This window comes from Enterobacter sp. SA187, from assembly GCF_001888805.2.
Lineage (GTDB): Bacteria > Pseudomonadota > Gammaproteobacteria > Enterobacterales > Enterobacteriaceae > Enterobacter_D.
Map to the genome: position 1 here is coordinate 1587298 of NZ_CP019113.1, position 11880 is coordinate 1599177.

Below are 11880 nucleotides of genomic sequence, written 5' to 3' on the forward strand. Positions count from 1 at the left end.
GTCCCGGTAAATGATTCAGGATGTGAATGAATTTATGATAACTGCCTGATATGTTTCACAAAAATTTCATTTCAAAATGTTAATCCTGTCCCTTGACGAACTTCTCCGCCTTGATTAGCAATGTTTTTTTATTTTTATGCACAAGCTGTGGAAAGGTCAGGCGTCGCGTTTCAGCCCTTTTTCGATTACCCGCACCAGCCGCAATTTCTGCGGTAATTGCACCTCGACAACACAGGCATTCCGCTTATCAATTTGCTGCGCAATCGCCCATTCTATGTGCTCATCAAGAAGTGGGTGCTCACCTCTGCGCTGTTCCAGCGCGCGAATGTTAGCTTCATCCCAGGGCGCGTTCCCCAGCGCGACGGCGATATTTCTCAGCCAGCGTAAATGACCGATACGGCGGATCGCCGATCCTTCGGTGACTTTCAGGAAGTGGGCTTCGCTCCAGCCGAACAGCGTAATAAGCTCAGGCGCGTGCAGCGCTTTGCGCGGGCTGAAGTCCTCTTCGTCCGTCAGTTGCGAGTAGCGGTTCCACGGGCAGATCAACTGACAGTCGTCGCAGCCGTAGATGCGGTTGCCCATCAAGGGGCGAAATTCTTCCGGGATCGCGCCTTCCAGCTCAATCGTCAGGTAAGAGATACAGCGGCGCGCGTCGACGGTATAGGGCTCGACAATCGCGCCGGTCGGACAGATGGTCATGCAGGCCACGCATTTACCGCAGCCTTCTTCCACCGGCTGATCAACCGGCAGCGGCAAATCGATCAGCAGCTCGCCAAGGAAGAAAAACGAACCGGCTTCGCGATTAAGAATAAGTGAGTGCTTACCTGTCCAGCCAAGCCCGGCTTTTTCCGCCAGCGGGCGTTCAAGAATGGGCGCAGAATCCACAAAGGGTCTAAAATTCAACGATGCGCACTGTTCCTGGATCTTTTCACCGAGCTTTTTTAAGCGGTTACGCAATAACTTATGGTAATCGCGGCCCAGCGCATAGCGACTGACATAGCCCAGCGACGGGTTTTTCAGCGTGCTGGCGAAGGCGGCGTTAGCGGGCAGGTAATTCATGCGCACGCTGATCACGCGCAGCGTACCGGGTAAAAGCTCATGCGGACGGGCGCGCATCATACCGTGACGCGCCATCCAGTCCATTTCGCCGTGATATTGCTTATCCAGCCATGCCTGCAGTTTGGGTTCGGCGGCGGTGAGATCGGTGTCGGTGATACCGACCTGCTGAAAGCCCAGTTCAGTGCCCCACTGTTTAATGTTTTGCGCTAACTGATTGAGATCGAGGGGCTGTGACATGACGGACCATACATTGAAGAAAAACCCCGCAAGTATACCACACTCCATCTGGCCTGCGGATGAACTCAAACGCGCGGAACAGGAGGCGGCCGACAGCCTCGGCATCACGCTGTATGAACTGATGCAGCGCGCTGGTCAGGCGGCCTTTACTGTCGCGCGGGAACATTACCCCGGGGCGCAGCACTGGCTGATCCTCTGCGGCCACGGTAACAACGGCGGCGATGGCTATGTGGTGGCGCGTCTGGCCGCCGCTGCGGGCATTGAGGTGACGCTGCTGGCGCAGGAGAGCGATAAACCCTTGCCGGAGGAGGCTCATGCCGCGCGTGAGGCCTGGCTTGATGCCGGGGGCGCCATTCATGCGCCGACGCTGGCCTGGCCGGAAGGTGTGGAACTGATTATCGATGGCCTGCTGGGTACCGGGCTGACCGACGCCCCGCGGGAGCACATCGCCGCGCTTATCGAACATGCGAATCAACATCCCGCGCCGGTGCTGGCGCTGGATATCCCGTCTGGCCTGCTGGCACAAACGGGCGCGACGCCTGGCGCGGTGATCAATGCCGCGCATACCCTGACTTTTATCGCGCTTAAGCCTGGCCTGCTGACCGGTAAGGCGCGCGATGTGGTAGGGCAGCTGCATCATCATGCGCTGGGACTGGAAAGCTGGCTGGCGGGTCAGGAAACTCATATAACCCGTTTTGATGCCACACAGCTGGCAGACTGGTTACCCCCCAGGCGGCCGACCTCGCATAAAGGCGATAACGGACGGCTGGTTATCGTCGGCGGCGATCACGGTACGGCGGGGGCTATCCGTATGACCGGGGAAGCCGCGCTGCGTACTGGCGCAGGGCTGGTTCGCGTACTGACGCGCAGCGAAAATATCGGCCCTATCATCACCGCCCGCCCGGAACTGATGGTGCATGAACTCACGGCGCAAAGCCTGGATGAAAGCCTCGAATGGGCGGACGTGGTGGTCGTGGGGCCGGGTCTCGGGCAACAGGCGTGGGGCAAAGACGCCCTGCGTAAAATTGAGAATTTTCGCAAACCCATGCTGTGGGACGCTGACGCACTGAACCTTCTGGCAATCAATCCCGATAAACGTCACAATCGCATCCTGACGCCGCACCCCGGCGAAGCTGCACGGCTACTGAACTGTAGCGTTGCAGAAATTGAAAGTGATCGCTTACTTTCAGCCCGACGTCTGGTAAAACGTTATGGGGGTGTTGTGGTGCTGAAAGGCGCGGGCACGGTTATCGCCTGCGAGAACGGCGAGACGGGCATCATTGATGCCGGAAATGCCGGGATGGGCAGCGGCGGCATGGGCGATGTGCTCTCTGGTATTATTGGCGCGCTCGCAGGGCAAAAATTCTCCCTGTACGATGCCGCCTGTGCAGGCTGCGTAGCACATGGCGCCGCTGCCGACAGGCTCGCGGCGCGTTATGGCACGCGCGGCATGTTAGCGACCGATCTTTTTTCCACGCTTCGGCGTGTAGTTAACCCGGATGTGATTGACGTAAACCATGATTAATCGAGTGATCCCTTTACCTGACGAAGAAGCAACCTTAGATCTTGGCCAGCGCGTGGCGCAGGCCTGCGATGGCGCGACGGTCATCTATCTGTATGGCGATCTGGGGGCGGGTAAGACCACGTTCAGCCGGGGCTTTTTGCAGGCGCTCGGGCATAACGGCAACGTGAAAAGCCCGACCTATACGCTGGTCGAGCCTTATACCCTCGACAAACTGATGGTCTATCACTTTGACCTGTACCGGCTCGCCGATCCGGAAGAACTGGAATTTATGGGTATCCGCGACTACTTTGGCCGCGACGCAATCTGCCTTGTCGAATGGCCGCAACAAGGCGCGGGCGTGCTGCCTGAACCGGATATCGAAATCCATATGTCATACCAGGCACAAGGGCGTGAGGCGTGCATTTCTGCCGTTTCCTCATCGGGTAATTCGTTACTGGCGCGACTGGCCGGTTAACTGTAGGAATGGCGGGATGATCAATCGCGTTAAAAGCTGGTTCGCGACAATACTGCTGCTGGCCTGTACCCAGGCAGGAGCAGCAACCTTATCCGATATTCAGGTGTCCAATGGCAATGATCAGGCGCGCATCACCCTGAGCTTTATGGGCGATCCGGAATACGCCTTTTCCCAGGACAGCAAACGCAGCGTGGCGCTGGACATCAAACAGACCGGCGTGATCCAGGGGTTGCCGCTGCAATTTAGCGGTAATAACCTGGTGAAGGCTATCCGCTCTGGTACGCCGAAAGATAATCAGTCCCTGCGCCTGGTGGTCGACCTGACGCAGAACGGTAAAACCCGTGCGGTGAAGCAGCAAAACGGCGCCAGCTATACCGTGGTCTTTACCATTAATGCCGATGCACCACCGCCCCCTCCGCCTCCGCCGCCGGTTGTGGTGAAGCGCGTCGAGACGCCAGCCGTTGCGCCCGCTATTGCGCCGCGTCCGGCAGAGCCTGCCCGCAATCCTTTTAAAAATGAAAACGACCGCGTAACGAGCGTGACCAGCAGTAATACGGTGACCCGCCCGGCCATGCGCTCGCGCAGCGCGTCCGGTGACAAAGTGATCATCGCCATTGATGCCGGACACGGCGGCCAGGATCCGGGCGCTATCGGCCCCGGCGGGACGCGTGAGAAAAACGTCACCATGGCGATTGCCCGCAAACTGCGCGCGTTGCTTAATGACGATCCGATGTTTAAAGGCGTGCTCACCCGCGACGGCGATTACTTTATTTCGGTGATGGGCCGCTCCGACGTGGCGCGTAAACAGAACGCGAACTTCCTGGTGTCGATCCATGCGGATGCCGCGCCGAACCGTGACGCCACCGGCGCGTCCGTATGGGTGCTGTCTAACCGTCGCGCCAACAGCGAAATGGCCAGCTGGCTGGAGCAGCATGAGAAGCAGTCCGAACTGCTGGGCGGGGCAGGGGATGTGCTGGCGAACAGCCAGTCCGATCCCTACCTGAGCCAGGCGGTGCTGGATTTGCAGTTCGGTCATTCCCAGCGTGTCGGGTATGATGTCGCCGTGAATATGCTCGGCCAGCTACAGCGCATTGGTTCGCTGCATAAACGCCGCCCGGAACATGCCAGCCTCGGCGTGCTGCGCTCGCCGGATATTCCATCGGTGCTGGTGGAAACGGGCTTTATCAGTAACAACAGCGAAGAGCGCCTGCTGGGCAGCGATGACTATCAGCAGCAGCTGGCGGAAGCCATTTATAACGGTTTGCGCCAGTACTTCCAGGCGCATCCGATCCAGTCGGCCCCGCAGGGCGGTGCCGGCCAGACGGCGAGTGCCGCTTCCTCGGGCGGCGCGTTCTTTAACTAAGGAGATTTCATGCCGATTCAGGTTTTGCCGCCACAGCTTGCGAACCAGATCGCCGCAGGCGAAGTGGTGGAACGTCCTGCGTCGGTTGTGAAAGAGCTGGTGGAAAACAGCCTTGATGCCGGGGCGACCCGCATTGACATTGATATCGAACGCGGTGGCGCGAAGCTTATCCGCATCCGCGATAACGGCTGCGGCATCAAAAAGGATGAGCTGGCGCTGGCGCTGGCGCGTCATGCCACCAGTAAAATCGCCTCCCTCGACGATCTGGAAGCCATTATCAGCCTTGGCTTTCGCGGCGAGGCGCTGGCCAGCATCAGCTCGGTATCCCGCCTGACGCTGACCTCGCGCACAGCAGATCAGCCCGAAGCCTGGCAGGCTTACGCCGAAGGGCGCGACATGGACGTAACGGTCAAACCCGCCGCGCATCCGGTGGGGACGACGCTGGAAGTGCTGGATCTCTTTTATAACACCCCCGCCCGCCGCAAATTTATGCGTACCGAGAAGACCGAATTCGGACATATCGATGAGGTGATCCGCCGTATCGCGCTGGCGCGTTTTGACGTCACCATCAACCTGAACCACAACGGGAAGATGGTGCGACAGTATCGTGCCGTCCCACCAGGCGGACAGAAAGAACGCCGTCTCGGCGCGATCTGCGGCGTGCCTTTTATCGAACAGGCGCTGCAAATCGAATGGCAGCACGGCGATCTGGGGATGCGCGGCTGGGTGGCGGATCCGCAGTCCACCACCTCCGCCTTCGCCGAGATCCAGTACTGCTACGTCAATGGTCGTATGATGCGCGATCGCCTGATCAATCATGCGATCCGCCAGGCCTGTGAGGATAAACTCGGCGCCGATCAGCAACCGGCGTTTGTGCTCTATCTCGAGATCGATCCGCATCAGGTGGACGTCAACGTCCATCCGGCCAAGCATGAAGTGCGTTTCCACCAGTCGCGGCTGGTACATGATTTTATCTATCAGGGCGTATTGAGCGTCCTGCAACAACGGCTGGATACGGCGCTACCGCTGGCCGACGCGCCGGAACCGCGCAGTATGCCGGAAAACCGCATCGCGGCGGGTAAAAACCAGTTCGCCAGCCCGGCGGTCGCCCGCGAGCCTGCGCCGGAGCGTTATACCGCACCGGCGGCCGCGCCGCGCGCTGGACAGGGTGGCGGGCAAAGCAGCGGTGGCGCAGGCTGGCCGAACGCCCAGCCGGGCTATCAGAAACAGCAGGGGGCGTTATATCGCCAGTTGCTGGAGACGCCCGCCGTTGAGCGTAGCGCGCCAGCCCCCGAACCCACACCCTCCGCCGTTGACGCGCACAGCCAGAGCTTTGGCCGCGTGCTGACGATTATCGGCCAGGATTGCGCCCTGCTGGAGCGCGACGGGGCGTTATTCCTGCTGGCGTTGCCGGTGGCGGAGCGCTGGTACAAACAGGCACAGCTGACGCCGGGTAATACAGCGGCCTGCGCACAGCCGCTCTTGATCCCGGTTCGCCTGAAAGTCAGCGCTGACGAGCGCGCGGCGCTGCAACGTGCACAGGCAATGCTGGCCGACATGGGCATCGAATTTATGTCCGATGCCCATCATGTGACCATTCGCGCCGTGCCTTTACCCTTACGCCAACAAAATTTACAAATCTTGATTCCTGAACTGATAGGCTACCTGGCGCAGCAAACAACGTTAGACGCGGCGAACACCGCCCAGTGGATTGCCCGTAAGCTTGAGAGCGTCCACCCGCAGTGGAGTGTGGCTCAGGCCATCACGGTGATCGCCGATGTCGAACGTCTTTGCCCGCAGCTGGTGAAAACCCCGCCGGGTGGCCTGGTTCAACCTGTTGATTTACATTCGGCGATGAACGCCCTGAGACATGACTGACCAGAGTATGGCGAGCCTGCCTAAGGCAATTTTTTTAATGGGGCCAACAGCCTCCGGCAAAACGGCGTTAGCCATTGAGTTGCGTAAAGTTTTGCCAGTAGAGTTGATAAGCGTCGATTCTGCCCTTATTTATCAGGGAATGGATATCGGCACCGCAAAGCCGGATGCCGACGAATTACGCGCGGCGCCGCACCGGTTGCTGGATATTCTCGACCCGGCGCAGGCCTATTCTGCGGCTGATTTTCGCCGCGATGCCCTGGCGCATATGGCAGAGATCACCGCCGCCGGGCGTATTCCGTTACTGGTGGGCGGCACCATGCTCTATTTTAAGGCGCTGCTGGAAGGGTTATCTCCCTTGCCGTCAGCGGATCCGGCGGTAAGAGCTAAAATTGAACAACAGGCGGCCGAGCTGGGATGGGACGCACTGCACAGGCAACTGCTGGAGATAGATCCGGTGGCCGGTGCGCGAATTCATCCAAATGATCCGCAAAGGCTTTCCCGGGCACTGGAAGTTTTTTTCATTTCGGGTAAAACTTTAACGGAACTGACGCAAACGTCAGGAGAGGCTCTGCCGTATCAGGTGCATCAGTTCGCCATCGCCCCGGCGAGCCGTGAACTGCTCCATCAGCGAATTGAGCAGCGTTTTCATCAGATGTTGGCTTCAGGTTTTGAAGCAGAAGTGCGGGCGCTTTTTGCCCGTGGAGATTTGCATACGGACATGCCTTCCATTCGTTGTGTGGGATACCGCCAGATGTGGTCTTACCTTGAAGGCGAGATTTCATATGATGAAATGGTTTATCGAGGAGTTTGCGCCACGAGGCAGTTAGCGAAGCGTCAGATCACCTGGCTGCGTAGCTGGGACGGGGTTCACTGGTTAGACAGCGAATCGCCCGAACAGGCAAGAGATGCGGTATTACAGGTAGTTGGTGCTAACGCAAACTGAATGTGTACAATTACATCGTATCGTGCGCAAAATTTTACGCAGTTTTCAGGGCCTCCGGGTTCTAAGTACAAAACAAGCATATAAGGAAAAGATAGAATGGCTAAGGGGCAATCATTACAAGACCCGTTTTTGAACGCACTGCGTCGTGAACGTGTTCCGGTTTCTATTTATTTGGTGAATGGTATCAAGCTGCAAGGTCAAATTGAGTCTTTCGATCAGTTCGTGATCCTGTTGAAAAACACGGTCAGCCAGATGGTCTATAAGCACGCAATTTCTACTGTTGTCCCGTCTCGTCCGGTTTCTCATCACAGCAACAACACGACCGGCGGCTCCAGTAACTATCATCATGGCAGTAACGCGCAGGGGTCCTCTGCGACGCAACAAGACAGCGACGACGCCGAGTAAGGTTAGTTGTTGTTAATCCATGCCGGGGAGCCAGATTATCTGAGTTCCCCGCTGGTATTTTAAGAGGGTTTACGCTTGTTTGACCGTTATGACGCCGGTGAGCAGGCGGTTCTGGTACACATCTATTTTTCGCAAGACAAAGATATGGAAGATCTCCAGGAGTTTGAATCCCTGGTCTCTTCAGCTGGTGTCGAAGCAATGCAGGTGGTTACCGGTAGCCGTAAAGCACCGCACCCAAAGTATTTTGTTGGTGAAGGTAAGGCAGTTGAAATAGCGGAAGCCGTTAAGGCAACAGGGGCATCGGTCGTACTTTTTGATCATGCGCTGACCCCTGCTCAGGAACGTAATCTTGAACGGTTATGCGAATGTCGTGTTATTGACCGCACCGGCTTGATTTTAGACATTTTTGCCCAACGTGCACGTACCCATGAAGGTAAGTTGCAGGTTGAGCTGGCGCAGCTGCGCCATATGGCTACGCGTCTGGTGCGTGGCTGGACCCACCTTGAGCGACAGAAAGGCGGGATTGGTTTGCGTGGTCCGGGGGAAACCCAGCTCGAGACCGACCGTCGTTTACTGCGCAATCGTATTATGCAGATCCTCTCGCGGCTTGAAAAAGTTGAAAAGCAGCGTGAGCAGGGACGTCGCTCCCGTCAGAAAGCCGATATTCCGACCGTATCCTTAGTGGGATACACCAACGCCGGCAAATCGACGCTGTTTAACCAGATCACCGAGGCCCAGGTTTACGCCGCAGACCAGCTGTTTGCGACCCTGGATCCGACGCTGCGCCGTATCGACGTGGCGGACGTGGGCGAAACCGTGCTTGCGGATACCGTAGGGTTTATCCGCCATTTGCCACATGACCTGGTGGCCGCGTTTAAAGCCACGTTGCAGGAAACCCGTCAGGCCACGCTGCTGTTGCACGTTGTCGACGCAGCGGATGTCCGCTTGCAGGAAAATATCGCCGCGGTGGATACGGTGCTCGAAGAAATCGACGCGCACGAAATCCCCACGCTGATGGTCATGAATAAAATCGATATGCTCGACAGCTTCGAGCCGCGTATCGATCGTGACGATGAAAATAAACCGATTCGGGTCTGGCTTTCAGCCCAGACCGGCGTCGGTGTACCACTGTTATTCCAGGCGTTAACCGAACGGCTTTCCGGAGAAGTCGCGCAGCACACGTTGCGTCTGCCTCCCGAAGAAGGGCGTTTGCGAAGCCGGTTTCACCAGCTTCAGGCGATAGAAAAAGAGTGGATGGAGGAAGACGGCAGCGTGGGTATGCAGATACGCATGCCGATTATTGACTGGCGTCGACTCTGTAAACAAGAACCGGCATTGGTGGACTACGTGGTCTAACCGGCGTATCACCTGAAGACATTTCCCCTCTGGGGATATCACCGCATAACAAATATGGAGCACAAACATGGCGTGGAATCAGCCCGGTAATAACGGACAAGACCGCGACCCGTGGGGGAGCAGCAATAAGCCCGACGGTAACTCTGGGGGAAATAAAGGCGGTCGCGAACAGGGGCCGCCTGATTTAGATGATATTTTCCGTAAGCTGAGCAAAAAGCTTGGCGGTCTGGGCGGCGGTAAAGGTACCGGTTCAGGCGGCGGAAGTTCCGCGCCAGGCCCTCGCAGTCATATGGGAGGACGTGTGGTCGGTATCGTCGCTGCGGCCGCCGTCATTATCTGGGCTGCCAGCGGTTTCTATACCATTAAAGAAGCCGAGCGCGGTGTGGTCACCCGTTTCGGTAAATTCAGCCATCTGGTGGAGCCGGGTCTTAACTGGAAGCCGACGTTTATTGATAACGTGACGGCGGTAAACGTGGAATCCGTGCGTGAACTGGCGGCTTCCGGCGTGATGCTGACGTCCGACGAAAACGTAGTGCGCGTGGAAATGAACGTGCAGTACCGCGTGACCGATCCGCAGCACTATCTGTTTAGCGTGACCAGCGCAGACGACAGCCTGCGTCAGGCCACCGACAGCGCCCTGCGTGGCGTGATCGGCAAATACACCATGGACCGTATCCTCACCGAAGGCCGTACCGTTATTCGTAGCGATACCCAACGTGAACTGGAAGAGACCATTCGTCCGTACAACATGGGTATCACCCTGCTGGACGTCAACTTCCAGGCCGCGCGTCCGCCGGAAGCCGTACAGGCCGCCTTTGATGATGCGATTGCCGCGCGTGAAAACGAACAGCAATCTATCCGTGAAGCGGAAGCTTACGCGAACGAAGTACAGCCTCGTGCCAACGGTCAGGCCCAGCGTATTCTTGAAGAAGCCCGCGCATACCGCACGCAGACCATCCTGGAAGCCCAGGGTGAAGTGGCGCGTTTTGCCAAACTTCTGCCGGAATATAAAGCCGCACCGGAAATTACCCGTGAACGTCTGTATATCGAAAGCATGGAAAAAGTGCTGAGCCACACCCGCAAAGTGCTGGTTAACGATAAAGGCGGCAACCTGATGGTGCTTCCACTGGACCAAATGCTGAAGGGCGGTAACGCCAGCGGAGCAAAAAATGAGACCAGCGGTGCCAACAATCTGTTGCGCCTGCCGCCTGCCTCAAACTCCGGCAGCAATGCCAGCACCGCACCGACTGCCAGCCAGGGTGACATTATGGACCAACGCCGTGCCAACGCGCAGCGTAACGACTCACAGCGTCAGGGGGAATAACGATGCGTAAGTCTATTATTGCGGTAATTATTATCGTGCTGGTCGTGCTCTATACGTCTATTTTCGTGGTGAAAGAAGGCGAGCGCGGCATTACCATGCGTTTCGGTAAAGTCCTCCGTGACGATGAAAACAAACCGCTGGTCTTTGAGCCGGGTCTGCATTTCAAACTGCCGTTTATCGAAGCCGTGAAAATGCTCGACGCCCGTATCCAGACGATGGATAACCAGGCTGACCGCTTTGTGACTAAAGAGAAGAAAGACCTGATTGTCGACTCTTACATCAAGTGGCGCATCAGCGACTTCAGCCGTTACTACCTGGCAACCGGTGGTGGCGATGTCTCTCAGGCGGAAGTGCTGCTGAAACGTAAGTTCTCTGACCGTCTGCGTTCTGAAATCGGCCGTCTTGATGTGAAAGACATCGTGACTGACTCCCGCGGTCGTCTGACGCTGGAAGTGCGCGATGCCCTGAACTCCGGTTCTGCCGGCACCGAGGATGAAGTGGCCACGCCTGCTGCCGATGACGAAATCGCGAAAGCCGCGAAACGCGTTACGGCGGAAACCAACGGTAAAGTGCCGGTGGTGAACCCGAACAGTATGGCGGCCTTAGGTATTGAAGTGGTCGACGTGCGTATCAAGCAGATCAACCTGCCGAACGAAGTGTCGGAAGCGATTTACAACCGTATGCGCGCTGAGCGTGAAGCGGTTGCCCGTCGCCACCGTTCACAGGGCCAGGAAGAAGCCGAGAAGCTGCGCGCGGCCTCCGATTACGAAGTGACTAAAACGCTGGCGGAAGCGGAGCGTGAAGGTCGTATCCTGCGTGGTGAAGGTGATGCCGAAGCGGCTAAACTCTTTGCCGACGCCTTTAGCCAGGATCCTGACTTCTACGCCTTCATCCGTAGCCTGCGTGCTTACGAGAACAGCTTCCAGAGCAACCAGGACGTTATGGTGCTCAGCCCGGACAGCGATTTCTTCCGCTACATGAAGACGCCGGGCAACGCCGTACGCTAACCCCGGTCAGGCTGTTTAATCTGCTAAAAACCACCGTGTTCCTCAGGAGCCGGTGGTTTTCTCATTCAGGGACATTTATAAATGAACACCACCATCTGGCTGGCGCTGGCCCTCGTTCTGGTGCTGGAAGGCCTCGGGCCGATGCTTTATCCTCGTGCATGGCGACGTATGATCGGCGCGCTCATTCAGCTTCCTGATAACATTTTACGGCGTTTTGGCGGCGGTCTAGTGGTTGCTGGCGTCGTTGTCTACTACATGTTGAGGAAAACGATTGGCTGAAGACAAAGCACGCCGGTTTGCCGAAATTAGGCGACAAAAAGTGCTGATTA

Annotated in this window: 11 protein-coding genes; 10 read left to right on the forward strand and 1 reads right to left on the reverse strand. The window is 57.3% G+C overall.

Annotation, left to right across the window (positions count from 1 at the left end; all coding sequences use genetic code 11):
* Window positions 1-156 precede the first annotated feature (156 nt).
* The gene (gene queG / locus BMF08_RS07625; protein WP_072570262.1) at window positions 157-1296 is read right to left on the reverse strand and encodes a tRNA epoxyqueuosine(34) reductase QueG; all 1140 of its coding nucleotides are present in this window, start codon (window positions 1294-1296) and stop codon (window positions 157-159) included.
* On the opposite strand from queG, the gene nnr reads away from it, so the two are divergent.
* The 10 genes from nnr (at window position 1295) to BMF08_RS07675 (ending at window position 11830) form a co-directional block, all read left to right on the forward strand.
* Window positions 1295-2821 carry a bifunctional ADP-dependent NAD(P)H-hydrate dehydratase/NAD(P)H-hydrate epimerase gene (gene nnr / locus BMF08_RS07630; RefSeq protein ID WP_072570263.1) on the forward strand — a complete coding sequence of 509 codons (1527 nt, stop codon included), beginning with the start codon at window positions 1295-1297 and terminating at the stop codon, window positions 2819-2821. The two genes, queG and nnr, sit on opposite strands and share 2 nt — an antisense overlap.
* Window positions 2814-3275 (forward strand): tRNA (adenosine(37)-N6)-threonylcarbamoyltransferase complex ATPase subunit type 1 TsaE, encoded by a 462-nt coding sequence (tsaE, locus tag BMF08_RS07635; RefSeq protein WP_072570264.1) that lies wholly within the window; start codon window positions 2814-2816, stop codon window positions 3273-3275. Before nnr ends, tsaE begins: the two co-directional genes overlap by 8 nt.
* Before the next feature lie 16 nt (window positions 3276-3291).
* Window positions 3292-4638 carry an N-acetylmuramoyl-L-alanine amidase AmiB gene (gene amiB, locus BMF08_RS07640; protein WP_072570265.1) on the forward strand — a complete coding sequence of 449 codons (1347 nt, stop codon included), beginning with the start codon at window positions 3292-3294 and terminating at the stop codon, window positions 4636-4638.
* Window positions 4639-4647: 9 nt separating this feature from the next.
* A complete protein-coding gene (gene mutL, locus BMF08_RS07645) occupies window positions 4648-6516 on the forward strand; it encodes a DNA mismatch repair endonuclease MutL (RefSeq protein WP_072570266.1) in 1869 nt (622 codons plus the stop codon).
* Entirely contained in the window at window positions 6509-7459 is a 951-nt protein-coding gene (miaA, locus tag BMF08_RS07650; protein WP_072570267.1) for a tRNA (adenosine(37)-N6)-dimethylallyltransferase MiaA, read from the forward strand. The genes mutL and miaA overlap by 8 nt, the downstream gene beginning before the upstream one ends.
* A 96-nt stretch (window positions 7460-7555) precedes the next feature.
* The gene (hfq, locus tag BMF08_RS07655) at window positions 7556-7864 is read left to right on the forward strand and encodes an RNA chaperone Hfq (RefSeq protein ID WP_072570268.1); all 309 of its coding nucleotides are present in this window, start codon (window positions 7556-7558) and stop codon (window positions 7862-7864) included.
* A 75-nt stretch (window positions 7865-7939) separates the two neighbouring features.
* Window positions 7940-9220 carry a ribosome rescue GTPase HflX gene (gene hflX, locus BMF08_RS07660; protein WP_072570269.1) on the forward strand — a complete coding sequence of 427 codons (1281 nt, stop codon included), beginning with the start codon at window positions 7940-7942 and terminating at the stop codon, window positions 9218-9220.
* A gap of 67 nt (window positions 9221-9287) precedes the next feature.
* Window positions 9288-10544 carry an FtsH protease activity modulator HflK gene (hflK, locus tag BMF08_RS07665; RefSeq protein ID WP_072570270.1) on the forward strand — a complete coding sequence of 419 codons (1257 nt, stop codon included), beginning with the start codon at window positions 9288-9290 and terminating at the stop codon, window positions 10542-10544.
* A 2-nt stretch (window positions 10545-10546) separates the two neighbouring features.
* The gene (gene hflC, locus BMF08_RS07670; RefSeq protein WP_072570271.1) at window positions 10547-11551 is read left to right on the forward strand and encodes a protease modulator HflC; all 1005 of its coding nucleotides are present in this window, start codon (window positions 10547-10549) and stop codon (window positions 11549-11551) included.
* An 81-nt stretch (window positions 11552-11632) separates the two neighbouring features.
* Complete coding sequence (locus tag BMF08_RS07675) at window positions 11633-11830, forward strand: DUF2065 domain-containing protein (protein ID WP_072570272.1); 198 nt, start codon at window positions 11633-11635, stop codon at window positions 11828-11830.
* Window positions 11831-11880 lie beyond the last annotated feature (50 nt).

Excerpts from the sequence above, each read along its gene's own strand:
- hflC (WP_072570271.1), top strand. The coding sequence starts at position 10,547 with ATGCGTAAGTCTATTATTGCGGTAATTATTATCGTGCTGGTCGTGCTC.
- BMF08_RS07675 (WP_072570272.1), top strand. The coding sequence starts at position 11,633 with ATGAACACCACCATCTGGCTGGCGCTGGCCCTCGTTCTGGTGCTGGAA.
- hfq (WP_072570268.1), top strand. The coding sequence starts at position 7,556 with ATGGCTAAGGGGCAATCATTACAAGACCCGTTTTTGAACGCACTGCGT.
- hflK (WP_072570270.1), top strand. The coding sequence starts at position 9,288 with ATGGCGTGGAATCAGCCCGGTAATAACGGACAAGACCGCGACCCGTGG.
- amiB (WP_072570265.1), top strand. The coding sequence starts at position 3,292 with ATGATCAATCGCGTTAAAAGCTGGTTCGCGACAATACTGCTGCTGGCC.
- nnr (WP_072570263.1), top strand. The coding sequence starts at position 1,295 with ATGACGGACCATACATTGAAGAAAAACCCCGCAAGTATACCACACTCC.
- mutL (WP_072570266.1), top strand. The coding sequence starts at position 4,648 with ATGCCGATTCAGGTTTTGCCGCCACAGCTTGCGAACCAGATCGCCGCA.
- tsaE (WP_072570264.1), top strand. The coding sequence starts at position 2,814 with ATGATTAATCGAGTGATCCCTTTACCTGACGAAGAAGCAACCTTAGAT.
- queG (WP_072570262.1), bottom strand. The coding sequence starts at position 1,296 with ATGTCACAGCCCCTCGATCTCAATCAGTTAGCGCAAAACATTAAACAG.
- miaA (WP_072570267.1), top strand. The coding sequence starts at position 6,509 with ATGACTGACCAGAGTATGGCGAGCCTGCCTAAGGCAATTTTTTTAATG.